General features: G+C 61.0%; 18 protein-coding genes. 6 read left to right on the top strand and 12 right to left on the bottom strand.

Annotated features, from left to right (window positions below):
- Positions 1-673: 673 nt before the first annotated feature.
- From asd to FVQ81_15165, 4 genes are all read right to left on the bottom strand, one after another.
- Positions 674-1,729 carry an aspartate-semialdehyde dehydrogenase gene (gene asd, locus FVQ81_15180; GenBank protein MBW7997879.1) on the bottom strand — a complete coding sequence of 352 codons (1,056 nt, stop codon included), beginning with the start codon at positions 1,727-1,729 and terminating at the stop codon, positions 674-676.
- A 198-nt stretch (positions 1,730-1,927) separates the two neighbouring features.
- Positions 1,928-2,278 carry a hypothetical protein gene (locus FVQ81_15175; protein MBW7997878.1) on the bottom strand — a complete coding sequence of 117 codons (351 nt, stop codon included), beginning with the start codon at positions 2,276-2,278 and terminating at the stop codon, positions 1,928-1,930.
- Positions 2,275-2,640 (bottom strand): HNH endonuclease, encoded by a 366-nt coding sequence (locus tag FVQ81_15170; GenBank protein ID MBW7997877.1) that lies wholly within the window; start codon positions 2,638-2,640, stop codon positions 2,275-2,277. The genes FVQ81_15175 and FVQ81_15170 overlap by 4 nt, the downstream gene beginning before the upstream one ends.
- Complete coding sequence (locus FVQ81_15165; GenBank protein ID MBW7997876.1) at positions 2,637-3,830, bottom strand: hypothetical protein; 1,194 nt, start codon at positions 3,828-3,830, stop codon at positions 2,637-2,639. The genes FVQ81_15170 and FVQ81_15165 overlap by 4 nt, the downstream gene beginning before the upstream one ends.
- 205 nt (positions 3,831-4,035) lie before the next feature.
- On the opposite strand from FVQ81_15165, the gene FVQ81_15160 reads away from it, so the two are divergent.
- Positions 4,036-4,581, top strand: a complete 546-nt coding sequence (locus FVQ81_15160) for a tetratricopeptide repeat protein (GenBank protein ID MBW7997875.1) — start codon at positions 4,036-4,038, stop codon at positions 4,579-4,581.
- Positions 4,582-4,720: 139 nt separating this feature from the next.
- Here FVQ81_15160 and FVQ81_15155 read toward each other — a convergent pair whose 3' ends face one another.
- The 3 genes from FVQ81_15155 to FVQ81_15145 all read right to left on the bottom strand — a co-directional run bounded on the left by FVQ81_15155 (position 4,721) and on the right by FVQ81_15145 (position 8,696).
- Positions 4,721-5,008, bottom strand: coding sequence for a hypothetical protein (locus FVQ81_15155; protein MBW7997874.1), 288 nt, complete (start codon positions 5,006-5,008; stop codon positions 4,721-4,723).
- A 32-nt stretch (positions 5,009-5,040) separates the two neighbouring features.
- Complete coding sequence (locus FVQ81_15150) at positions 5,041-6,579, bottom strand: hypothetical protein (protein ID MBW7997873.1); 1,539 nt, start codon at positions 6,577-6,579, stop codon at positions 5,041-5,043.
- A 251-nt stretch (positions 6,580-6,830) separates the two neighbouring features.
- Positions 6,831-8,696 carry a thiamine pyrophosphate-binding protein gene (locus FVQ81_15145; protein MBW7997872.1) on the bottom strand — a complete coding sequence of 622 codons (1,866 nt, stop codon included), beginning with the start codon at positions 8,694-8,696 and terminating at the stop codon, positions 6,831-6,833.
- Positions 8,697-9,049: 353 nt separating this feature from the next.
- On the opposite strand from FVQ81_15145, the gene FVQ81_15140 reads away from it, so the two are divergent.
- Positions 9,050-12,091 (top strand): family 14 glycosylhydrolase, encoded by a 3,042-nt coding sequence (locus FVQ81_15140; protein MBW7997871.1) that lies wholly within the window; start codon positions 9,050-9,052, stop codon positions 12,089-12,091.
- Between the two features lie 52 nt (positions 12,092-12,143).
- On the top strand, positions 12,144-15,134 hold the full coding sequence (locus tag FVQ81_15135; GenBank protein ID MBW7997870.1) for a hypothetical protein: 2,991 nt from the start codon (positions 12,144-12,146) through the stop codon (positions 15,132-15,134).
- Between the two features lie 89 nt (positions 15,135-15,223).
- Here the strand turns inward: FVQ81_15135 and FVQ81_15130 are convergent, their stop codons facing one another.
- The 5 genes from FVQ81_15130 to FVQ81_15110 form a co-directional block, all read right to left on the bottom strand.
- Positions 15,224-15,385, bottom strand: coding sequence for a hypothetical protein (locus FVQ81_15130; protein ID MBW7997869.1), 162 nt, complete (start codon positions 15,383-15,385; stop codon positions 15,224-15,226).
- A 48-nt stretch (positions 15,386-15,433) separates the two neighbouring features.
- Positions 15,434-17,170, bottom strand: coding sequence for a right-handed parallel beta-helix repeat-containing protein (locus FVQ81_15125; GenBank protein ID MBW7997868.1), 1,737 nt, complete (start codon positions 17,168-17,170; stop codon positions 15,434-15,436).
- 69 nt (positions 17,171-17,239) lie between these two features.
- Complete coding sequence (locus tag FVQ81_15120; protein MBW7997867.1) at positions 17,240-18,160, bottom strand: hypothetical protein; 921 nt, start codon at positions 18,158-18,160, stop codon at positions 17,240-17,242.
- Positions 18,161-18,171: 11 nt separating this feature from the next.
- On the bottom strand, positions 18,172-20,181 hold the full coding sequence (locus tag FVQ81_15115; GenBank protein ID MBW7997866.1) for a prolyl oligopeptidase family serine peptidase: 2,010 nt from the start codon (positions 20,179-20,181) through the stop codon (positions 18,172-18,174).
- 27 nt (positions 20,182-20,208) lie between these two features.
- On the bottom strand, positions 20,209-22,002 hold the full coding sequence (locus FVQ81_15110; protein MBW7997865.1) for a hypothetical protein: 1,794 nt from the start codon (positions 22,000-22,002) through the stop codon (positions 20,209-20,211).
- Positions 22,003-22,667: 665 nt separating this feature from the next.
- Here FVQ81_15110 and FVQ81_15105 point away from each other — a divergent pair.
- From FVQ81_15105 to FVQ81_15095, 3 genes are all read left to right on the top strand, one after another.
- Positions 22,668-23,576, top strand: a complete 909-nt coding sequence (locus FVQ81_15105) for a hypothetical protein (protein MBW7997864.1) — start codon at positions 22,668-22,670, stop codon at positions 23,574-23,576.
- Positions 23,577-23,637: 61 nt separating this feature from the next.
- The gene (locus tag FVQ81_15100) at positions 23,638-24,747 is read left to right on the top strand and encodes an amidohydrolase family protein (protein ID MBW7997863.1); all 1,110 of its coding nucleotides are present in this window, start codon (positions 23,638-23,640) and stop codon (positions 24,745-24,747) included.
- 99 nt (positions 24,748-24,846) lie between these two features.
- A partial coding sequence (locus FVQ81_15095) for a Gfo/Idh/MocA family oxidoreductase (protein ID MBW7997862.1) occupies positions 24,847-25,629 on the top strand: 783 nt, incomplete at its 3' end.

Here is a 25,629-nt window from a genome sequence, read left to right as displayed (position 1 = left end):
GACGTGCCGTTCGCGCTGGTGCGCGGCAAGGGGCAGTCCATCCTGATGCTGCTGATCTGCTACAACTTCTGCTACGCTTTCATTTACACTTTCCGCCAGGCCCTGCGCGGCGCGGGCGACACCAGATATTTCCTGCGGGTCTCGCTGCTGCTGGATCTCGGGCTCTACATCCCGGGGCTGCTGGTGGTGGTGCACTGGTTCGGCGCCAATTTCGCGGCACTGTGGAGCTGGTTCCTGGTCTACCTGGCCGTGCTGGGATTCACCCACCTGACCCGTTTCCGCAGCGGCCTGTGGAAACATATCGACCGGGGCGAGTTGAACGAGGTGGCTTGAGGTTAAACCTTACTGTATGAAGAATCCCGGCACCTGCATGACGGGCGGACACTCAGTCCGCCCCTACAAAGCGTTACCTGATTCGCCAATGCAAGTAGGGGCGCATCCATGTGTGCGCCCGCAAGAAACACGTCTAATCCACTGCAAAACCACACACCCCTTTGTCCCCTCTTTTTAGAAGGGAATAAAAGCTAAAACCATGAAGTTTCCAACATAATTCGTGGTATGACGGGACGGTGTTGTGTAAAAAAAGGTGCGTAAAAATTAGGAATTACGATCAACAGCAAAGCCCGGCGGATGATGTCCGCCGGGCTTTTAACTTCTCAGATGTCGAAAAATCTTAGAAATACCCCTCGGCCTTCATGAACTCGGCGTTGAGGATCGAGGCGCCGGCCGCGCCGCGCACGGTGTTGTGGCTCAGCACCAGAAACTTGTAGCCGAAAATGCTGCACGGGCGTATCCGGCCCACCGTCACCGCCATCCCGGCCCCGTGGTCGCGGTCGAGCCGCGGCTGCGGGCGGTCGTCCTCGGTCCGCACCAGGATCGGCCTTCGCGGCGCCGAGGGCAGGTTCAACTCCTGCGGACGGGCCTTGAAATTTGCCAGCGCGGCGGTGAACTCCTCGAGCGAGGGCTGCCTGCTCAGCTTGACGCTGACACACTCCAGGTGCCCGTCGATAACCGGCACGCGGTTGCACTGGGCGCTGATCGTGATCTGCGCGTCCACGAACCGGCTGCCGTCCTCCAGCGTGCCCAGCATCTTCAGCGGCTCTTGCTCCATCTTGGGCTCCTCGCCGCCGATATAGGGGATGATATTGTCGATAATGTCCAGCGAGGACACGCCGGGGTAACCTGCGCCGCTGACAGCCTGCATGGTCACCACGTTAACCTGCTCCAGGCCGAACTCGACATCCAGCGGGCGCAGGGGGATCACCAGGCCCATGGTGGAGCAGTTGGAGTTGGTGACGATAAACCCGTCCCAGCCGCGCTGCTTCCGCTGGTGCTCGACCACCCCGGCGTGCTCGGCGTTGACCTCCGGCAGCAGGATCGGCACGTCGTCGTCGTAGCGATGGCTGCGGGCGTTGCTGAACACGTAGTACCCGGCCGCGGCGAACTCTTCCTCCACCGGACCCGCCGGCCCGGCGTCCATCGCGCCGAACACGATCCGGCAGTCCAGGCCGGGCTTGACGTCCTTGACTTCCATCTTCCTGGCCCGTTCGGGGATATCCGCGCTGACTCTCCATCTGCCCGCCACGGCCTCCTCATATGTCTTACCGCTGGAACGCTTGCTGGCGGCCACTTCGCTCAATTCAAAACAGGGATGGTTCTCGAGCAGGGTGATAAACCGCTGACCCACGGCACCTGTCGCACCCAGCACGCCGACCTTGATCTTCTCCATGCTCACACCTCTTAAATCAACTGAAAAAATTATCCTGAAATTGTCCAGCCTGTTTAACCGGCTGCCGCGGGAGTGCAAGAAGCGCACGACTCCGCAAGTATTTTTCGCAAAAAGTCCCGAAAAAATGGAGGGTAAATATAGTACTCTTAGACAGTTGTGTCAAGCGGACTTGAGGGCGGACAACCAGTCGGGATAAGCTCAGCTGGTTTTTTTCAGCTGCTCCAGGATGCCGGCCAGCAGATTCTCGATCCGGGCCAGTGAGTCTGTGACATCCTGAGCGGGACTGCGGTATTGCTCGCGCTCCAGGTAGTCGATACCGCGGGTGGATATCGAAACCAGGTCCTCGATCTTGTGCATGCGGATCAACTCGAGGTCCAGCAGGTACTCAAGATTGCGCTCCAGCACCACTCCCTGCACTCCGCATTCGGCGCCGATAACTTTCTTGCTGACCACACCCCGGTAGAGTCCCTCCGTGCGGAAGGCCTCGTAGAGCCTGTCCAGGATGGCGCGACGGATATCGCTGTCGCTGTTGCTGCCGGATCCGTTCATCGGTCCTCTTCCGGAGGCTTGCGCTGAATTTTTGCGCCGACCTTGATCCCCGCCCCCTGGTGGACTTTTTCGTGGCAGGAAGAACAGAGCACGAGCAGGTTATCGTCGCCCGGCTCACCGCCGGCCAAAACCGGGAGCAGGAAATGGATTTCCAGCCCGCCTCCCGCCGTGCCGCAGCCGGCGCAGGAGGAAATTGTCCGGCCGGCGGCGTAGAGTGTCCGCAGAAGTTCCTGACGGGGCGCGGGCCGGGCGCCTCCGGATGCCGTGGCGCAGGAGGAGCACACTGGCCAGCAGTCGCCCAGAGCGGCGGCTTTGCGGAAGTCCGGCGATGGCAATTCGATACCGCAGAAAATGCAGTTCATTGGCTGTTCCTGCTTCCGATCAGCAAAGCGCCGTCCACCGGGCAGTACATCTCCCCCCGGCCGCTTTGAACGCCGTAGGTGCGGCCGCAGCGCGGGCAGCTGGCCTCAACCGGCACAGAGGCACTGTCGGCGGGAGAGGCTCCAGAGCCGGCCGGCTTGTTACCGCCCAGAAATTCTTCAACCGCCAGCCTGCGCACATCGCCGGAAACCAGCATCGCCAGCGCCTCCTCGAACTCATCGCGCCCGGGAACTATTTCCTGTTTTTGAGCCCAGTGCCTCAGCAGCCACGTGCGGAGTTCATCCTCGGGCACGGGAAAAGTCACCGCGGAGTTATCCGAGGAGTCGGCCAGCGCTGCCGGAGTATGGTCCTGATGGCAGCCTGCGCAAGCAGCCGGCCAGCCGAAAGCGACCGAAGAATTGATCAGGGGAGAGCGGTCAGCATGGCAGATGCCGCAAGAGCGCAGGGCCAGTTTTCCGGGACGGAACGGGCGCAGAAGATGATCCGGTCCGTGGGCGGCCCTGAAATCCAGCGACCCCGCTGCGCCCGCATGGCAGACAGTGCATCCGAAGCGCCGGTGGTCGTGGATCGCCATCACCTCGGGGAACGCCGTGTCCTCACCCTTGCCGGGGTAAAGCATCACTCGACCATGATTTTCAATCGGCAGATGGCAGGTTGTGCAGGCTTCCCGCACCGGCACCAGTGCCGGTGATGTCCAGTGGACCTCCGGCGGGCCGGACTCCGCGGTTCCGAACCTGAAACGTTCGAGTGCGGCCAGTCCCTCGCGCAGGGAATCCAGCTCGGCCTCGAAACCAGCGGCCGTGCGTTCGGCGCGACGGTAAGAACGTACCGCCCTGAAATATTCATCCGTCTCCGCTTCCGGACGCTCCGATTGCGGACCGGCCAGCATGTCGCGGGCGGCCAGCAGAATGTCCTCGTACCTGGCCAGCTCAACCCGGATCTCGGCCAGTGAATCAGCAAGATGCTCGAGGCGCTGATCGATACCCATGTCCGACAGGATTGCCAGCAGCGAGTCGGCGGGGATATCGCCCAGTCCGCGGCCCGTAAAATTCATCCAGTCCTGCTGCGAACGCTGGAACGCGGCTTCCCGGTACTCATTCTGGCGGTTGCGCCAGTCCGAGCAGTTGAGCTGGAGCATCAGCGCCGCCGCCATCAGAACGGCGTTATGCAATAATCTGTTGGAAAGCATGGCCGATATGGGAAAAATTGGAAAATGATCGAACTTTTAAAATAACATCCTGACAGTTTAACGGGCAAGGACTTGAAAAGGCACAGCCCTGTCCGCATCCGGATGAATAAAAATAAATCCTTAAAAATATTTTCACTCTGACGTGGGAAATATTAGATTATAAATATACAGTAGCCTACAGCGGGGTATGCCGATGGCCGATACGCAGAGCAGCAATCGCAGAATACTCGGATTTCTCGCCGGAATCGGACTGGCGTTAGCCGTGCTGTATTCCGTCCAGCCCGCGTGCGCGGCCCCGGACGACACCGAACGCGACCTCAAGGGTTTCGACGAGCAGATGGTCCGCCAGCAGAAAGCGCTGCGCGCCCTGCAGAAAGGGAAATCCTACCTGAAGGACAGATCGTTCGAACTGGCGCGTAAATCCTTCGTTGAAGCCTTGACCCTGAACATGGATCTCCACGAAGCCAGGTTCTGCCTGGGGCTGGCCGAGTACCGCGACGGAAAATTCAAGCTGGCGGCCGCCCAGTTCGAAAGCCTCTACGAGAAAGTTCCGGATTTCGAGAACCTGCGTCTGGAACTGGCGCGCGCATATCTGGCGCTGGGAGAATGCTCCACCGCGCGTAAATGGCTGCAACGCCACCTTGAACTCGACAGGGACGGGGATAGTAAAGAAGCGGACAAACTGAAACGTGAGATAGACAAGTGTTCCAACAGGCAGGAGAGACGGTCTTGAGCGAGAGTAGCGGCTGGAATCTGGAGCGAATCGGCTGGATCAGCTTCTATGTCGGAGTGATAACGATTCCCTTCTTTCCCCCGTATTCACTCGGTTTACTGGTATTCGGCGGACTGGTGGCGACCATTTACCACTCCCGTCACCGCTGAGTCCCGCTGTGCCTGGCCGGGGAATCCTCTTCCCGTGGCTCACCCGATTCATCACCGCTGCCTTTTCCCGACTGATATTCCTTGATGAAATAGGTTACTTCCCGCAGGTGATTGTCGATCCTGTCCAGATAAAACTCCATTTTCGACAGTTTACGGGCGAAGCCCTGCACCAGGAAGTAAGTAAAAATCACCGCCACGGTCAGTACCAGCGGCAGCAGTTGGCTGATCACGTCCAGCCAGTACATCAACTGGATCAGGTGGCTGTCGATCCAACTCATCCGGACTCCATCGCTAGTGAGCGCCGTCACGACTACTGCGGCTGATTATTGCCCTGCCCGCCCGAACCGCCAGCGGAACTGTCGGCGGGAGTTGAACTCGAATCCGGCGCGGCCTGGCTGCCCGGATCATCCTGCGCGGGTGGCTGAGGGGTCGCCGGACCGCCGCCGCCGCCCCCGTTGTCTCCACTCCGCTTACCAGCCCAGGGGGGCGGACCGCTGCCTGTCCATTGCTGGCCGCCGGGACCGATAATCGTCCTGACCTGCCCCGACCCGTCTCCGCCGGAATCGGTCTGAACCTTATTGCCTGCCGCGGCAGCAGCAACTGAATCGGCGGGAGGAGCCTGAGCTGCGGTATCCTGAGCAGCCACCGCGGCGGGGACAGCCGCGGAATCGGCCTGGGCGGCAGCCGAATCGGCTGCGGCGATCGCGGCAACCGAGTCCACTATCGCCTGGATCGAATCCTGACGGGCTTTTACGATCGAGTCGCGCCGGGCTATCCTGGCAATCTCCCTGTTGGTCAGCACCTGGGCGAACAGCGGCACATCCACCGGCTGCATCATGTTTTCCTTCTCCCAGGCGATCGCCGCTTCCTTCCGCTTCTGGACCATCACGTCCAGTATGTAGCCGGTAAAGCGCAGGGTGGTATCGATCTCGGTCTCCGCCAGACGGCCGCCGCCGCGACGGGTCCGGGCAGCACGCTGCTGCACCTCCCGCTGCTGGATCGCCTCCCGCTGTCTCTTTTCGAACAATTCCATCAGGCCCCCGTGCAGAGAATCCTCCACCGGCATCTCCACCCAGACCCCGTCACTTACTCCGTAATCCACCCGGTCTCCGGCGTTGAGCGTATAGAGGATATCAGAGTTCGGATCTTTATCGAGGAAGACATAGGCATTGTTGGTTGTGACATACAACGAGTCGTACTGGGTGAATGTCTTGGTGTAGTCATCTTCCTGGCGACGGCGGTAGGCTTCGACAAGAGTGCTGCGCTGAAAGCGGCGTTCGACCTGCTGGAAATATTCCTCCATGGCCGCATACCAGAGATCAAGCGTATCTTCCGGCATCTTACCCCAGCGGTCCACGTCCTGGAACTTGAGCTTGAGCACGCTGATCGTGTCCGGCAGCAGACGGTAGACGCCGGTGTGCTCGAAGGTGGCGTCCACCGGTTTATCCCCTTTGATCTGGAGATTTTTACTGACTTTCATCTTGATATTTCGGCGGCCGTATTTGAGCTCCAGGCGGTGGAACCGGCGCTCGATAGGATAGTAGTTGAGACTGCGCAGGCCGCGGAAAATATTGACCACCTCGAAATTCTCGGTCGTAAAGATCTTTGTCTTGACCAGCAGCCCCTTTTCAGCCGTGACTTCCTGGCCCAGCAGCCTGATCTCTACAATCGTCCGGCCGTGATCGTCGTAGCCGACAAACACGTTGGTGCTGTCGAACTCGGCCTCGACCGCCTCGAAATCAGCCGGCGGTCCGCCGCCGCCGATAAACGGGATCGAAAAACACCCCGCGCCGGTCAGCACAACGAGGCCACACACGGCAATCAGAAAGTTAAGTTTTCGAGCGCGCATCGGACCATCAAGGTTGGCGGTTGATCGGTTGCATGAGACGCCATCCGGCACTGTCTACAAAAAGCTAATTACTTAACCTGCATAAGACAAGGAAAGATGAGCCGCGGGAGTTTCAGCCGTGCCGACTAGTTATTATCCGGCAGCCGGAGCGATGTTCCAATCCAGACCGGAAAACCAACGGCAAAAGCCCTCCACTGACATTCACCGGCCTGGATGGAGGGCTTCAGCGTTAAAAAGGAATGTCTTGTGATTCAGTCCTCGGAGTGAGTGCCTGAGCCGACCGCGTCCTCATCCAGCGTCTCAGGCGGCCCGGCGCCTTTGCCCGCCAGAATTCCCGGAAAACCTTTGCCGGGCTTGATCCACGGGTAGCATTCCTCGTGCGGCACCACGCATTCGATCAGACAGGGACCATCGTAATCGAGCGCCCGTTCGAGCGCGGGGCCGATTTCTTTTTTCAACTCCACACGCTCGGCGCGAACACCGTAAGACTCCGCGTTCCTCACGTAATCCATCCGGCTCGATACGCCCTCGAACTCCTCGATCACACCCACGTTGTTACCGCCGAACATGTTCTGCGTCCATTGATGGACGATGCACTGGCCGCCGTTGTTGACCAGCAGGACCTTGACCGGGATATCGTAACGCGCGGCGGTGCGCAGTTCCATGTTGCAGAGGAAACTGCTCTCATCGCCTTGGATGTCGATCACCGCACGGCCGGGGTTGGCAAGCTGCACGCCGATCGCCTGGCTGATCCCGCTGCCCATCGTGCCCAGGCCGGCTGAGGTGAAAAAGCTGTTTTCGCCGGTTATCTCCAGCCGTTGAGCGGACCACATCTGGTGGTTGCCGACATCGGTAACCACCAGTTTGTCCCGGCAGAGGGCCGAGGTCACTTCATTGACCTGTTCCAGCAGGTGGATGATATCCAGTTTCTCGCTGCCGGCGTACTCGCTGGCCGGAGGAGTATGAACGGCCTTGACCTCGTCGAGCCGGGCCAGCCAGCGGTCGATTTTCAGCCGTGAGGGATCGAGATTTTCCAGCAGGTAGCGGACCACATCACCGGTATCGCCCAGCACGCAGGTCTTCTCTGGCAGCAGCTCCCTGGCCTTGCCGAACTGGGTCTGCTCCACATCCACGTGCACCAGGGCCTGACGCTGCCTGGCCGCGGGCGCGAACACCGCCGGATCTCCCACCGCCCGGTCATCATAGCGCCCGCCCAGCGACAGCACCAGGTCCGAGTTATAGACCGTATAGCTGCCGGTGTAGAGTCCGTGCATGCCCAGCATGCCCATGTTGTAGCGGTAACTGCCGGCGACCGACGCCTTGCCCGGCAGAGTGTGGGCCACCGGCAGGCTGGTGGCCTCCAACAGCTCGCGGAACTCCCCGTACACATCGCCCAGCACCAGCCCGTAGCCTGCCAGGATCGAGGGCGACTCGCTGGCGTAGAGCAGTTCGATCACCCGGTCCAGCGTGGCGGTATCAAGCTCAGGCTTGCGGACATAACGCTCGTAGCACTCGGCTGTCTCGGCCACGGCTTCGAGGTTATCCACCGGTGTGAACTGGACGTCTTTCGGCAGGTCGAACAGCACGCTGCCCGGCTTACCGCTGGCGGCAAGGCCTAGATCGCGGGGGATGCTGTCGATCAGTTCCTGAACACTGGAGACAAACCTTGCGCTTTTGGTTATCGGCCGGGCCACGTCCACGATGTCCGCACCCTGGAACGCATCGGTGCCCATTGCGCCTGTCGGCACCTGCCCGGTGATTATTCCCACCGGCGCGCAGTCGCGGGTCGCATCGGCCAGCGGGGTGATCGTATTGAGTCCCCCGGGTCCCGAGGTCACTATCCCGACCGAGGGCCGCCGGCTGCTCTTGGCCATGCCCAGCAGGGCGAAACCCAGGCCGGCCTCGCTCTTGAAAAATACCTGGTTCAGCCCGGAGCGGCTGATCCTGTCCATGGTCGGCATGATCTGCCCGCCCTGCAGGCAGGGCACCACGCTCTGTCCCTGGGCGGCCAGCAGCAGCGGCACCAGGGATGCGCCGATTACGGGAAAGTCCTTCTCCCCGGCCAGGGTCCTGCCGACCACTTTTTCAACAAGTTTCCTGTTCACGGGTGACATCATCCGCTCCTTATGCGATCTCGCCAATCTCTAAATATCAGGGCCTCACGATCCGGAATACGGCCCTCCCCGCCCATTGAAACCGGTAACAATCAGCCTGTAAATTTAAGCTAGCATGTCGCATTATTCAAATCATTGGAGCACGCGGACAGTTCAGCCGGCTCCGGACCGGCAACTCATTCCCTATTTTATTGCGGTACAGGCTAGTATATTCCCTTAACCGGCGGCACTCTTTTTCCGGTCGAGCCGGCCGCCAGCTTAAGCAACGTACATTTCCCCGGGCGTCGAAGCCGAGCCGTGTGATCAGCCCCGGGCGATGGCCGGGGAGAAAAGTCAAATTCCCTGATGGAGATACCATGAAAGCCAAACCTTGCCTGGCCCTGCTGTGCTCATTTCTCGCCGTCCTGGCATGCTCATCCCCGCAGACACCGCGGCAATCGGCTGAAACCGGAGAGGTACTGGTTCTCGACGATTTCGAGAGCGAGCAGTCGCTGGAGCAATGGGACGGTCCGGGAAGTATTTCCACCGCAAAAGTGGCCCACGGCAACAGCGCCCTGCGTCTCGACCTCTCGGACCGTACCCGTCGCCGCCTGGTCAGCGAGAGCCTGACCCCGGACTGGAGCGGGTACGATCTGCTCAAGTTCGACATTTACAGCCCCGGCGGGACCGTGGAAATGGGCGGGCTGCAAATCTACGACGAGCTCGGCAGCGACGAAGCGGCTGAACTGCACGGGCAGAGCTACCGGGGACAGAAACTGTTCCTCAACCCGGGCTGGAACCATGTCGAGTTCATCCTGGGCGAGGCGATGGTGGAAGAGGGGGACAGGCCCCTGGCGCTGGAGGGGATCAGACGGGTTGTGCTGACTTTCGGCCGCGGACTCGGCGAAGTCTATCTCGACAACATAAGGCTGGTGGCCGGTTCCGAGCCGGCCTCGACCGCGAGCGCCACAGACCCCCGCGACTGCCGGGTCGTGATCCGTAACCGGTTCGTGTTCCCCTCGCTCACAGGTCCCGAGGAGGAAATCGAAGTCTCCCCGGATATCGCCCGCCTGAGAGTGCTTGCCAGGGAGGCGATGGACGAGCTGAAACGGGAAACAGACGCCGCCGAGATGCAGGGCTACCAGACTTATTACTGGAAAATCCCGCTGATCACGGCCAAAGTGGGCATGGATATCCGCAGCAAGCTGGTCTGGTTCCAGAACGAGGAGAAAGAACGCGAAATCCTGGAATACGTGATCGAATCGTGCCGCCGGAACGCCGAAAAAATGCACCGGATCATGGCCGCTCAGAACCCCGGGATGGTGGAGCTGCCCGAGGACGAGGTTAACCCGCATATTTTCTACGTGCCGGATTACCCCAGGCTCAAGGGGCTGAAACAGCACGACGGGTATTTCCGCGATGCGCAGGGCCGGCCGGTGATTATCTACAGCATGCTGAGTATCAACAGCGGCCCGCTGATGGATTATTTCGCACCGTTCAACCACCGGCTGGAAAGCTACACGGTGGGCGGCGGCAGCCGCTACGATATCGAAAGCTCGCCGGTCTACGAGGCATTCCATAACTACGAAAACACGCAGAGAGTGGGCTGGGACGGATGGTGCGGGCATCTGATCAAGGACCGCTGGTCGATGGGCGGGCGCAAGGAAAGCGTGGTGATCTGCCTGGAAAACCCCCATATCCGTCAGGCGGTGCGGGAGTACACCGAGTACCGCTACAACCTCTGGAAGGATAACCCGGACCTGCTCTACAACATTATGGCCTACGAGCTGATGTATATCTGCTACTGCGAGACCAGCCAGCGGATGTTCCGCGACTGGCTGCGTGCCAAACACGGTTCGATCGCGCGGGTCAACCAGACGTGGGGTACGAGCTACGGTTCGTTCGCCCAGATCCAGGCTCCGCGCACGGAAAACAGCTCCCCTGTTGCCGATGTCAACCGGGCGGCGTGGTACGACTGGGCAATGTTCAATGCCCGCCGGTTCACCGACTACCTCAAGTGGTGCAAGGCCAATATCCGCAGGCTCGACCGGGAGATTCCGATCACATCGGGGGGCACCAGTTCGATGCTGTCCTCGGCCAACAGCACAACGGGGATCGACGAGGAAATCATGATCAACGAGGTCAACGACGTGATCCTCAACGAAAGCGGCCACAGCCATATTTTCTCCGACCTGCTGACCTCGCTGAGCGACGAGAAAAAGGCGATGGTGGAGCCGGAGGCCGGCGGCCACGGCCGCAATACGCTGCTGCATTTCCTCAAGGGTAAATCGTCGATTACCAAGTTCTGGTGGGGCCGCACGATCAGCGTGGAGTACCTGCGGATGAACTCCGGCAGCGTGCCGCACAGTTGGGAGATCAGCCTTCCCGAAGTGGCCGAGATGCTGAAAATCGGGCTGGACGTACGCCGGCTGGCCCCGGAGATAGTCGCGTTCAGCGAACCTGAGCCTGAAGTGGCGATCCTCTACTCCCGCACGAGTATCGTCCAGGTGCCGCCGAATCTTCATCGCGCGGGCCGTACGCCTTACCTCGCGGCGCTACGCGGCACCTGGGAGGGCAGCCGCTATCTGGGCTGCCGGATCGGGTTTGTCAGCGAGCGGCAGATTACCGGGGGCAAGCTAGACAAATTCAAACTGCTGATTATCCCGGCGGCGAAGTATATCCGTCCCGAGGCGGCCCGCCGCGTACTGAGCTGGGTCGAGAGCGGCGGCACCGCGCTGGTGGTCCCCGAGAGCTTCCTGTTCGACCAGTACGCCCGTCCCAACGACCTGACCGCCGGGCTGGGAGTAAAAGTCACCGACGTGACCCTGCCCGAGGTGCTGGGCCGGGGCGAGATGCAGCAGAATTACGACCAGAGTTTAAGCCACGCGGTGGTCTACGGGGATGTGAAACGGGAGATGGTATCCGAGAATATCGACATTTTCGCCGGCCGGGAGCAGGTCAGGCTGCGTGCCGACGGGCTGGTGCAGAAACTCGAGGCCCCAGGCGGGCGTGTGCTGGCGCGGTTCGAGGATGGCGGCCCATCGCTGGTGCTGACCGCCAGAGGCAAGGGCGTTATCTACTACCTTGCCGCGCCGCTGGTCGATGCCGACTACCACCTGCTGCTCGAACCGCTCGCCGAAAAACTGGGGATCGAGCGGCCTCTCGTCGGTGTTAATCCTGACGGCGGCCTGGTGACGGGAGCCGTGGTCCGGGCAGTGGAGCGCGAGCGCGACTGGCTGATGTTCGCCTGCAATATCACGGGTGAGACCGTTGAGTTCGATATCGCCGGGCAGGACCCGCTCGGCCGGATCACCGAGCTGCGCAGCCTGGAAAAGTTGCCGGATGCGCATATCGAGTTGAAGCCATACCAGGAGATTATCCTGCAGATCGCCAAGCCCGGCGTGCCGCTGGGACGCTAGTTATCCAGGTTTTCTCAAAAGCTGTACACTTTAACGGCAAGCGGAGGCGAAGATGAATTTACCGCGGGTTTTCCCTGTCTTTGCACTGATCCTTGCCGTTATGCTTGACTGCTCGGGCGGCGGTGCGGAAAAAGTGCTGGTAATCGACGATTTTGAGAACGAGAGTTCGCTCTCCCGCTGGAGCGGCCCCGTGTCGCTGTCCAACCGCAATGTGTCCCACGGCAGGCGTTCTCTGCGGATCGACCTCTCCGAGCGCCGGAACCGTCAGCTTGAAATCACCGACCTGCCTGCCGACTGGAGTTCTTTTGCCGTGTTTGCCTTCAGCATTTTCAATTCCTCTGACAGAATCCAGTCCGGCCAGATCCAGATTATCGACAGCATGGCCGACGACGAGGAAGCGTCCTGGGCGGGGCAGTCGTACCGCGGCAGGAAGGTGTTCATGATCCCGGGCTGGAACCATTACGAATTCAAAGTGCGGAGCATGATGGTGGAGGAGGGAAACCGGGCGCTGGGTCTAGAATCGATCAGGAAACTGGTGCTCGATTTCGGCCGGGCTGGCGGCGAACTGTTCCTGGACAATGTCAGGCTGGTGGATGGATCCGAACCGGAATCCAGCGCCGGCAGGACCTCGCCGCTGGATAACCGGGTGGTTGTCGATAACCGTAACGTTTACCCGGAACTTTACGGCCCCGCAAATGAAATAGAATGGAACTCCGAAATCAGCGGCCTTCAGGCGAGCGCCGAGCAGCAACGGAACAAACTGGCCAAGCTGCTGGAGAAGGCGGAAGCAGCCGGCTACCAGGTGCTCTATGAACGGATCGCGCTGGAGAGCGCAAGGCTGGGTCTGGATGTGCGCAGCAGGCTGGTCTGGTTCCAGAACGAAAAAGCCAGAACAGAAATCCTGGAATACGTGATCGAAAGCTGCGGCAGTGAATCCGCCCGGCTTGAACGGATGCTGGCCTGCTCGCCGCAGGCGCCCCCGCTGCATCAGCAGGAGCGTTATGTGGTTCCGCTGCCCCGCCTGGGCCAATTGCCGATCCGCAACGGATATTTCCGCTATCCCGACGGCCGGCCGGTGATGCTGCTGGCCATGCACAGCCTTCGCGGCGGACCGCTTCTCGATTATTTCGCACCCTACAATCATGTCCACGAAAGCTATACCGTCGGCGGGGGCAGCAGGGGTGATATCGAAAGCTCGCCGGTCTACGAGGCGTTCCACAAGTTCGAGGACACCCACCGGGTGGGCTGGGACGGCTGGTGCGGCCATCTGATCAAGGACCGCTGGTCGATGGGGGGCCGCAAGGAGACGGTGGTGATCTGCCTGGAAAGCCCGCACATCCGCGAGGCCGTGAAAGAGTACATGAAGTATCGCTACGAGCGCTGGAAGCAGACGCCGGACCTGATGTACAACATCATGGCCTACGAGCTGATGTATATCTGCTACTGCGAGCGCAGCCAGGAGATGTTCCGCGGCTGGCTGAAAGAGAAGTACGGGACCATCGGCAAGGTCAACGATATCTGGAACACAAGTTACGGTTCGTTCGATGAACTGACAGCCCCGCCCACCAGGAACGCCGCGCCCGTGCCGGATGTCAACCGCGCCGCCTGGTACGACTGGGCCTGTTTCAACACCCGGCGGTTCACCGATTACCTGAAGTGGTGCAAGGAGGAAATCCGTAAGCTCGACCCGGATATCCCGCTCTGCGCCGGGGGCACCAGTTCGATGCTGTCAGCAGCCAACAGTACTACCGGTATCGATGAGGAGATGATTATCAACGAGGTGGACGACGTGGTGCTCAACGAGTCCGGCGGCACGAATATCTTCAGCGACCTGTTCCTCAGCCTTCGCGAGGACGACCGCAAGCCGATGGTGGAGCCGGAGATGGGCGCGGGGAGCCGCAACCTGCTGCTCCATTTCATCCACGGCAAGTCCACTATCGCCAAATGGCTGTGGCGCGAGGAAAACAGCCTGGAGTTCCCGATGTTCGCCGCCAGCAGTATCCCGATCAGTTGGAACACTCCGCTGGCCGGGGTCGCCGAGGTGCTGAAAGTAGCGCTCGACGTCCGCCGGCTGGCGCCCGAGATCGCGGAGTTTATCAATCCCGAACCGGAAATCGCGATCCTGTACAGCAAGACCAACATGGTACAGGTCCCGCCGCAATTGCACCGCTCGGGCGGTACTCCCTACCTCTCCGCGCTGCGCAACGTGTGGGAGGGCAGCCGGTTCCTGGGCTGCCGGGTGGGGTTTATCAGCGAGAAGCAGGCGTTGAACGGCAAGCTTGACCGGATCAAGCTGCTGGTCGTGCCCGCGGCCAAATACATGCGGCCGGAGGTGACAGAAGCGATTACCGGCTGGATCAACCGGGGCGGGACAGCGCTGGTGATCGCCGAAAGTTTCCTGTTCGACCAGTACGCCCGCCAGGACGACCGCCTGGGTGAGTTCGGCCTGGCAGTGCGTGATGTCACACTGCCCGAGGTTTTAGGCGAGGGCGAGCAGGTGCAGAACTACGACCAGAGTATTACCCAGACGATTGTCTACGGTGAAACCGACCTGCTGATAAAGACACTGGACTCCGACATATTCCGGGGACGCGAAATCAGCATGCGCGCCAACGGGCTGGTGCAGACAGTCGAGCCGGGTAACGCCCGGGTGATCGCCGAGTTCGCCGACAACCGCCCGGCGATCATCCTTGCCCGCAAGGGCAACGGAGTCGTGTATTACCTGGCCGCACCGCTGGAAAGCGACCACTACCATCGCCTGCTGGAACCGCTGGCCGAAAAGCTGAAGCTCAAGCGGCCGGTGACGGCGGTGAACAGCGACGGCAGCCTGGCCACGGGAGCGGAAGTGCGGGCCGTGGAGAGTGACGGGGGCTACCTGGTCTACGCCAGCAACCTGACCGGCGACCCGGTGGCGTTCGAACTGAAAGCGGCTCGCGGCGGCCTGGGAGCAATCACCGACCTTCGCAGCGGCGAACCGCTGGCGGGTGCGGAGATCGAGCTGGCCCCGTGGCAGGAGACAATCTGGCGGGTGGAGAAAAAATAACTTCGAGACCTGCAAACTAGCTGCAAAATACAGGGCGGGCAGGCACGGTTATTGCCAAAACACCATCCTCCGCGACTCCGCCACCGGTGTTAGCGCAATAACCGTGCCTGCCCGCCTCTCGTCTTGCCCTGGTTTTGCGCCATCCGCCGGGCGACATTCTCCACTTCACACCAGGCCCTCATCAGGTTGCGGCTCCAGATCAGCTTTATCTGCCCTTCGGTGTAACCGCGGCGGACCAGTTCAGCAGTCAGGGCCGGTGCATCCGCCGCACTGCTGAACCTTAGTCCGCTTGATTTGTGCTAGTCCTGCTCCCACTGGCTCTGCTCGTCCACCCCACGGGGACGGGGACCGTAATGCGGTACCGGCCCGCCGAGTTCCAATGCGCCCAGGTCCGGACTTTTTCCGCTGAAGCCGCTGTTAATTCCTGGTATTATCACTCCGGCATCCACAGCGGCCGAGCCTGGCCGCAGGCGAAGGTCCTGGGGCTTGCGCTCGGGGACAGCGGGGTCGGGGAACGGGACATCCGCGGCGAAAACGTCCATGTCCACCTGGACCGCGTGCTTCTCGGTTGTGGCTTCACGGAACGCCGCGAAACTCATGTATTTCTCTCCGCCGACATTAGCCTTGAAATCGAAGCCGTGCGCGCCGACACCGTCGTAGTCCATATCGCAGAGGTGGCCGGTGCGGGGGAACCAGACAGCCCAGCCTTCGCCGCTGCCGTACCTGCCGAACCGTCCGCCGCCCGGCCCGCCGATCATCAGGTTATTGCGGAACAGCGCCCGCGTGGGGTTGTGCACCACCCGGAACCCGTCGCCAACCTTCACTACGGTGTTGTGCAGGATAATGTCGCCCTTCGTGTCCCGCGACAGCTTGTACGGGCAGTCAATAATGTTGTACATCACGTTGCGGATAAAATAGGTAGGTCCGCCCAGGCCCGGCTGGCTGGTCATGGCCATGAAACAGTTGGTGATCCGGTTGCGCATGATCCGGCAGTTACCCTGGGCGAAATCCGCCTCGATCCCGTCGTCCGCGCCCACGTAGACATCGTTGTTGTAGACGTCGATACAGACCTGGCGGTGCGTGCCCAGGTCCTCCATGAAACTGATACAGTCGCGGTAGCCCTTGACCCGGTTATAGCAGATCACGTTACCCGGTCCGGTAAGCTGGATTCCCTCCCCCACGCAGCCCGAACCGCCGGTTATCATGCCCGCGCCCATGCCCATCGGCACCCAGGGCATCACGTAGGTGACAATGTTATCGGCCACGTAGCAGTTGGTGCAGCCCGGCGGGCTCTTGGCGATAATCCCGTACTTGGCGTTGACCGTGCAGTGACGGACGGCGCATTCACGGGCGCGCAGCAGGTTGACACTGCCGTTGACCGTAACCCCGTCGAGAATAACGTAGCGCTGGCCGCCGAAATCGAAACTGTCGAACGTGCTGTTGATCACCTCGTGGCTGCGGTCGGAGCGGATTACGATCGGGCGGCCGGGCTGCCCGCTGCGCCGGACGGTAACGTGGCCGTAATAGCCGGGCGCCAGCTCGAAAATGTCGCCGGGCATGGCCAGCAGCAGCGAATCCCGGAGATTCCGCGCGTTGACCTTGATCACCCTGCCATCGGGCGCGGGACGAGGCACGGCCCGGGTGCGGGCGGTCACGGTCTGTTCGGCGTCGCCGCCGTCGGGGTCGCGAAGCTGCAGCTTGATCTCGTATTCGGTATCGGGCTTGAGGTCGAACAGGCTGCCTGAGTGGCGGTTCTCCCAGTGAAACGGGCGCTGGGTGGTGCGGCCTTTGCCAGCGGGAATCCTCAGCAGCGGCATGCCCTCGGTCCACTCTCCGCCTCCGGCCTGGCGGTACCAGACACGCACGCGACCGTCCTCGTCGTCATCGCCCTCCAGCTGCCATTCAACCGCCAGATTGGTGATCGTGGGAAAGGGGGTGGTCACCTCGCCGGGGACAGTGCGATTGTCGCCGTACCCGGAAGCGCTGCACAATACGACTGTACAAAGAGCGGCGATGATACTGACGAGTCTGCTCATTGATTTCTTCACTCCTGAACTGACGGGTGAGAGATTGAAAATCCGGCTGCCGTTATTTTTGTCCTTCCTTCAGCGTGTAATCCTGATATCATCGACCCAGATACTCTGGTCCGCTTTGGCGCCGGGTCCGATATACGGCAGCATCTGGAACTGGTTGATCAGCATGTCCGGGTGCGCTCCGGTGCGAAACATCACGTCGTGGTAGTCCATGATCAGCTCGCCGTCCAGCCAGTACTGGATTATCCCATCGGCCACACCCTTGCCGTCGGCGATACTGTTGAGCGCGAAGCGGGCCTTGACGTGGTGCCAGTCTCCCTGGTAATACGGGCCCGGCCGGCTGGTGAAATACTCCCTGTCCGGACGCAGGAACCTGCCGTTGCGGTGGACCGTACCGGCCATGTAATAACCGCCGCCGTGGCCGTCCGGGTCCCCGTTAGCGCCGGCCACCGCCCTGTTTTCGGTGATAGCGGTCAAGTCCTGCCCGAGCCTGAGAGTATCGATATTCCGGCTGTCCTGCATCCCCATCACCGGCTTGCCGTCGATAACCTCCACGTAAAGAGTCAGATGGCTCGTGGCCGGTCCCAGGGTCGGCGGGTCCTCGGTGGTCATGAACAGGAACTCGTGGGGATGGTAGCCTCTGCCGGTCCACTGCCAGTTGTCGCTGTGCTTGATCCGGAAGCTGAGCGTCACGCTGCCGGTCGGTTCGAGTTTTACCCGGCCGCCCTTGCCGCCGGGCAGGATTGCGTCCTGTTTCCAGTGCCAGATGCAGCTTCGTTCGCCGGTTTTCGCCATCTCGGCCGTGGTCTCGATTTGCGGGTTGTCGTACCAGCCCCGCGCCTCGTAATTATCGTCCTCGAAATCCTCGGCGAACAGCAACTGCGCGTCCTTTGACCCGGCATCAGGGTTGGTATCGGCGGCGGCCTGCTGCCGATGGCCGCAAGAGAAGAATCCAAGCATAAGCAGCGGGAAAACCAGAGCAGTTACACGCATGGCAGACCTCGTCATGGTTTGCGGTTGAGCGCCTGGGCCACAGTCCAGCAGCGGCGGAAATTTTTCCCGGCCCCGTAGAGTTCATAAATAGACCTGGTGAAAGCGAAATGCTCGACCTCGCCGGTGAGGAACACCAGCTCCCGCGGGGCCAGCATCGCCAGCGCCTGGGGGATATCGGTGTAGCGCAGGACGTTGAGAAACACCGGGGCCTCGTTGTGACTGAGCGGCGGACGATGGAGGATCACCCTGCCGATCCGCTCATCCAGCAGGGCGGCGTAGGCGGCGATTACGCCCATCCGACCCTTACCGATTACGGTAACCGGCGAGCCGTCATGGGCCGGGTGGCGCACCAGGAAATCCACCGCGGCCAGCACGTCGGCCAGCCGCATATCGTCGAGGGTGCGACCGACTATCACCGCGGTGCGCTGGACCTTACGCTTAGCGTGCTCATCCCAGGGCTCGCGGCCGGTTCCCCGGGGGTAGACGTAGTTCATTGTATAGCGCTGCGGGTCGAACGGGTAGCTGTTGTTAAAATGCCAGTTCGGGCCGTTACGGTCGCCGGGCGAGGCCACGTACAGAATAGCCGGACTCTTTCGTTCGGCGGACTCCGGCAGGTCGATCCAGATGCCCACTTTCACTCCCGGTTCGGTTTCGAGCAGGAATTGTCCCCGCCGGCCCGGTTCGTTGCGGGCGGCGGCGAAGTTGGTGGGCATGTTACGGAACACCACCTCGCGCAGTTTTTCCATCACCTGCGCTCGGTGCCATTTCCAGTCCAGCAGGTTAGCGAACGGTTTGGCTTCGGCTGCCGGAATCAGGACTTCGTGGACCCTGGCGTTGATATTGGGCGGGTGCTCGGCGTAGAGGCCACCCAGCGAGCCGAGCTGCCGTGGCTCGACCGGCTCGAACGGGCGCTCGCGGACCTCGGTGATCTTGCCCTTGAGCCAGCGGTCGCTCCACTCCACCGCTTTCTCGCGCTGGGGCTGGGTATATCCGTGACGGCCCTCCACCTCGAACATGTCCGTTTTTTCGGGCACGCCGAAGAAACCGAAAATCTCTTTTGCCCGGCCGAGTACGCGCTCGTAGCCCTCGGGCGGGTAATAGGCGTCGCCCGTGGAATTATGCATCAGCAAAGCCCGCGGGGCGATCAGGGCGGCCAGGGTGGGCCAGTCGTGACGGTAGGTGTTGAGGAAATAGGCGCAGTCGCAGTGCATATTCTGGAGGTTCAGCTCCACATGGGCCTGCACATCGGCCGTCCCGGCCACCGGCTGAACCACCGTGAACCGGTTATCGGCCGCACCGGCCATCCAGCTCAGGTGCCCGCCGCCGGAGACCCCGTTGATCGTCAGTTTCTCCCCGTCGACATCGGAGCGGGTGAGCAGGTAATCCACCGCCCGCATCGCGTTCCAGACCTCGATCCCGATCGGCGTGTAGCCCCGCGAGTGCCAGCCGTGGATCCCGCGCACACTGGTGCCCCTGTGGATACCGAACACCTCGGCCACCTGGACCGGGTCGACAATCATGCAGACGTAACCGTTACGCACCCAGGGGATCGCATAGTTCTGACGCAGCGCCTTGGCCCCGTACGGCCCGCTGCTGTGGCCCGGCCCCCAGACCACCGCCGGGAACGGCCCTCCGCCTTTTTTGGGAACGTAGACATTGGCCGTAACGTAGTAGCCGGGCATGCTCTGGAAATGGAGGACCTCGACCGTGTACTCATCACGCTCGACAGTGCGCACGGTCGTGACGTGCAGCGGGGTCCGCGGCGGCAGTGGATCGAGACCGATCATGTACATGTACTCGCGGTACAGCCGTTCGCGGTTGGCTTCAATGGCTTCCCTGCTCGAAACCAGCGACTTCGAGTAAGCGGTGGTTTTCGCGGCCTCATGTTCCAGGAACCGCTGGACCATCTCGATATCCAGGGACGCTGTCTCGACATTTATCTCCTGCGCCGCGAGCGGAGTGAGCAGGCAAAGCGCACATAAGAGTGCAGCCACCATTGTCCGGGTTGGAAAACTTCGCATCTGGCCTCCCTTACAAGTCAAGCCGGTCTATTCCGCTCCGGCGGTTCCGGTTGTGGAAAAACTGAAAATCTCGCCCCAATCGCCCACCGCACCCCTGCTGTCACGGGCGCGGACCCGCCAGTAATAGGTTGTACCCGGATTGAGGAACGATTCCGGCACGGTCCACTCGCACCTCGGCCCGCCCACGTTGCGGTAGAGCGACATGCTCACCGGCCAGCGGCAGTCGGGACGAAGACTGACCATCACCTGGTAGTCGGCCACGGAATCGCCCTTGTCCGAGTCACGGGCGGCTTTCCAGCGCAGGGTGGGCATCAGCGAGGCGAACGAAGCCGGGCAGTCCGATTTGCTGACAATGCCCGGAGGGGAGTTATCGGAACTTTCGCGCCATTTGCAGGTTATCCGTACCTTGCGGGGGTTTTCGCTTTCGTCGCGCCAGCGGACCACGTTGCGGCCCAGGCTGAGCGCCGGCAGGCTGTGCGGCGATACCTGCAGGTCGGTAACTGTTTTGAACCACTCCAGCCCCGAGCTTTGCTCCTTTTTGGCGGAATCGGTGAACTGGAACACCAGGCGGTAGGAGTAGAGCGGCGCGTTTTTCATCACGGCCGGGTCCAGAGAAAGCTCCAGCTCTTTTGCGCCCTCGCCCCAGCGGAAATTGTAGACTTCGCTCCCGCTGCCCCAGCCCGGCCCGGCGAAACCGATTGTGGCCATGTCGCCGTGCTTGACAATCCCGCCCCAGAAGCGTGAGCCGATAATCGGGTAGGGGCTGTCGATCACCAGGTCGAAGCGCGAGGCGCGGTCGTAGAGCTCGTCCTGCGGACGGTCAACGTGCACCTCGGGCAGACGGCCGTCGCGGTCGGTGCTGGTGATATTGTGGAACGGCTCGTACTGGCAGTAGTCCAGCAGGTCAATTTTGCTCAGGTCCGGCTGCCATACCAGTCGGCCATTGGCGTAGCGTTCGGGCGCCAGGGCACCCTTGTCCGGCGACTCCCACTTGCCCAGTTCCGGTCCCCACCAGCGCGTGAGCGTCTCGCCGGGCTTGAGCGTGAAGGCCATCGAGTAATCGCGTCGGTTCTGGATGTCGTAGCCGGTGTTGATCCAGTTGTCGCGCTCGGTAATCAGGTAGCGGACGAATTCCCGGTTGCGCCAGGGGGTATCCTCGCCGCGCTCCCACGGGTCGCGGGGATGGATCGTGCGCTCGATCAGCCACTTGTCGCTCATCAGCTCTTCCATCGAGGCGACAGTCCTGTTGTCCCGGGCGGTATAGAACACCTTGACATTCCCGTCGAGCATGTGCCAGCCGTCGTTGTAAAAGACCTCGGTGACCGTGTGGCCGGCGATCTCCCAGACCCTGGCCTCGAGTCCCGCGGCGCGGCAGAGCGCTTTGATCCAGCTCGAGGTATGTCCGCAGATTCCGTAGCCGTAGCCGTTCATCGCGCGGACGGGGTGAAGGCTCGATTCATCATGGGGCGAGCGCTGGAACCGCTTCCAGTGCACCCACTGCCAGATCGCCATCGCCCTTTCCTCGTCGGTTGCGCAGTCGCGGGTTATCTCGGCCGCCATCGATTCGGCGTCGTACCAGTCGTAGAGGCCGTTGACCGTGATCCGCGGGTTGACAACCGGAGTATCGCCGAGGTTCTCCATCACGATCTCGACATTTTCCGGATCATCCGTCCCCCCGACCTCGATCACGAATTCCTGGTCGCCGGCCGTGATCACCTGGCTGTGGGTCCTGAGATCCCCGTCGCCCGCCGCGGCGCGCCCGGCGCAAAGACAAACGGCCAGGCTGAAAGCAAGTGAGACTGTCAGTTTGCGTGTCTGCATTTTACCTCCGGAAATGCTGTGCGTGCCGAATCGAAACGGATACAATCCGGGCAACTGTCTGAAACAGCGGATTTAGCTGCTCAAATATTCGAGGAAAGTTAAGCTGATGCCTGGTTATGTTATTGATTTTTATCAACTTACACAAGTATTCCCTGTGCCGCTCGCCATTGCGGCCGCAACCGGTCAGGCCGCTTAAAAATACGGTCGTTACTCGACCTCGATCCGGTTCAGGCTGTAGCGGCCGTCGCTGCTCCAACTCTCGATTGCCGGCTGGAGCTCCATTTTCGGTGAATAATCTTGATCGAATCCCCCTTGTAGCTGTAGAATGTAGTAAAGCCAATACCCGGATCAGCCATGACGCCGCCGCTCTCGACAGGGCGGACAGTTACGCTCCCGGCCGGCTGCGCACAGGAGAGCAGGAATACGGCGACCGGGAGAGGCAGAGTTAAGACATTAAAAGACAGCATCTTGCGATGGTTCATCACAACCTGCTCCGGCTCGCGAGGGAAAGGTATTGCGGGCGGGCGGGCGCCTCCCAGTGGCGGTCATCCTATGGTAGCGGGTTGATTTTTGGTTGTCAATCAAGAAATTATTTAACCAGGAAAACCGTTTTCAAATTCTGCATACCGGACCGTAGACTAATCTCTGCCTGGAAAGGAAACAAAATGCGTCTGTTGGCAAGCTTGACCATGGCGTCTGTTGCACTGGCGCTTGCCTGCACCGCCCGAGAACAACCCCGGGAAAAAGCCGAAACCTGGATTGTACGCCTGGGAGCTTACGAGGGCGAGCGGATCAGCAGCACTCACCTGATACGGGTGTATTCCCCATGGGTCGAAACCCAGTATCTTTCGATCAATTTCCCCGAGCATTGCTGGGGAACCGGCCTGCCCAATGTCAGCCACATGAGCGAGGAGGCGATCACCACTCCCTGGCAGTACAACGAAGACTCCACCGAGGCCGTCCTGGTGGAGGAACCGCGTCCGGGTGTAACCTACCGCTCGCTGGTCAAGGCGGACTCGATGGCCGCGCGGCTGGAACTGGTGCTCGAAAACCAATCTGACACGCCAATTTCCGAGATCCGCACCCTGGTATGCACTCGCCCGGATGCGATGGCCGGGTTCCATTTCGGAACGTACGCCAAGGTTTATGTCTGGGTCGACGGCGGAGCGCGGAATATCGAGCTGGGAACCACGTTCGAGGGAGAAATGCCGATCGGTCACGTGGCCTGGGCGCTGAATGTGGAGGGCGGTCCCGACAACTCGACGTTCGACGATCTGGGCTGGTTCCGCCCGAAAAGCGGGCCAGGCCGGATTGTGGATGAGCGCGCCCGGCCGCCGTTGATCGCAGCGCGTCACGTGGATAACCCCAAACTCTGGATTGCCACGCTGTGGCAGCCGGCCAGGATGGTGTTTTCCAACGCGGCTATCCCCTGTATCCACTCCGATCCCCTGCCACCCGACTGCCCGGCCGGAGGGACAGTGCGGGCTAACGGGATCGTGATGTTTCACGAGGGATCGCTGGATGGATTGCTGGAGCGCGCCAGGCGTGAGATGGGTATTTTAGATAAACCATAACTAGATATCTTACGCAGATTTCCGGCAGAGTGTTATTTCCCTGGCCTGACTGGAGGACCTGATGTACAGATATTTCACCGTTATCCTTACGGTTGCCCTGCTGGCGTTGGCTATCCCCTGTGCCGCCCAGCGAGAAAACCGCCTGGGTATTTTCGATACGCTCAAACTGAAGAACTTCAAACCCGAAAGCCGCCTGGAAGTCCCGGCCCATACCGTTCTGCGGGCACGCTACCCGGTGATCGACGCCCATAGCCACAGCTACCTCAAGGGCGAGGATATCCACCGCTGGGTGGAAATGATGAAAGCCTGCAACGTGCGCAAAGTGCTGGTCCTCTCGGGCGGGTACGGAGAACGGCTGGAAAGGACGATCGAGGATTACCTGGGCAAGTATCCGGAGCATTTCCAGGTCTGGGCCCGGATCGATGACCGCGATATCGATGACCGCGACTACCCGAAACGGGCGGCGGAATCGGTGCGCAAGGCGTTCGAGATGGGTGCGCGCGGCCTGGGTGAGTACAAGGACATGGGCCGGGGTTTCGGCGGTGACAGGGAAAAAGGGACCAAGGGGGTCAATATCGATGACCCGCGCTGGGACCTCGCCCTGAAAACCGCGGGAGAACTGGGCATGCCTGTCTCGATCCATGTGGGCGACATGGAAGACTGCTACTATCCGCTCACGGCCAGCAGCGAACTTGGCACCTCCGGCGCCCGCTGGAACGTGTACGGCAGGGAGGGTGTCCTGCCCCGCGCCGCGATCCAGGCTACGCGCAACAACGCAATGACCAAGCACCCCAACACCACGTTCATCGGCTGCCATGTCGGCAACCTCAGCCACGACCTCAATGAACTTGGCCGCCTGCTGGATCTCTATCCCAATTTTTACGTTGATATCTCCGCCCGGGCCTGGGATATCGGCCGCCAGCCGTTCACGGCGCGCAAATTTTTCATCCGCTACCAGGACCGGATCCTGTTCGGCACGGACCTGGGCCCGAGCGAGGAGATGTATCGCGGCTGGTTCCGCCTGCTGGAGACAGAGGACGAGTTCTTCCGCGTACCCGACGCGGCCTGGTGGATGAACTACGGCCTGAACCTTCCCGACGAGGTCCTGCGCAAAGTATACTATCTGAACGCCACCAGGTTGTTCCACGACATGGAAACCGGCGCCTGGTAGTTTTATCAACAAAACCTTGGATTTTCCGAACCTCGTGCAAAGAGGAACAATACATTGAGCACGCAGGTGTAATCGAACTAACAAGCAGAGGAGATTACGATGGCACAGCAAAAAAGCGGTAGTAATATTTCCCGCCGTTCATTCCTGGAAAAAACCACGATGATTGCCGCCTCAGCGGCAGCCGCGGGAGCAACCCGCGGCCAGGCTCAGATTAACGACGCCCGCGGCAATCCCCCCACCGGCATTCGCGTTGGTTTTATCGGCGTGGGCATCCGGGGAGTGGAACTGCTGCAGGGCAGCCGGGAAATAGCGGGTATAGAAACCGTGGCCGCCTGCGATCTCTACCAGGGCCGCCTGGTTAATGCTAACGAGCTTACCGAGGGGACTATCTCGACCACCGGCGACTACCGCACAATCCTGGATCGCAAGGATCTGGACGCGGTCGTGGTGGCGGTCCCCGACCACCAGCATAAGCGTGTCCTGCTCGACGCCCTCGATGCCGGCAAGCATGTCTATATCGAAAAACCGCTGACCCATAAGCCGGCCGAGGGCGAGGAGATGCTTCGCGCCGTCAAAAAAAGCGGTCTGAAAGTGCAGGTCGGCAGCCAGTACCTGTCTACCTCAGCGGTCCAGGAAGCCCGCGACCTGCTGCGCGGCGGACGAATCGGCAAGGTGGCGATGGTGGACGCCAAAATGTACCGGCAGAACAGCCAGTCCGCCTGCTACTACCCGATCCCGCCGGACGCCTCGCCGAAGACGGTAAACTGGCCGGAGTTCCTTGCCGGTGCACCGCAGCACGACTGGGACCCGCGCCGCTTTTTTCAGTGGCGGCTGTTCTGGGACTACAGCGGGGGTCTGGCCACGGACCTGTTTGTCCACCTG

It is taken from the genome of Candidatus Glassbacteria bacterium (genome assembly GCA_019456185.1).
GTDB lineage: Bacteria > Gemmatimonadota > Glassbacteria > GWA2-58-10 > GWA2-58-10 > JAJRTS01.
The sequence above is the reverse complement of the archived record's forward strand: the minus strand, read 5'-3'. Positions and strand labels throughout refer to the sequence as shown.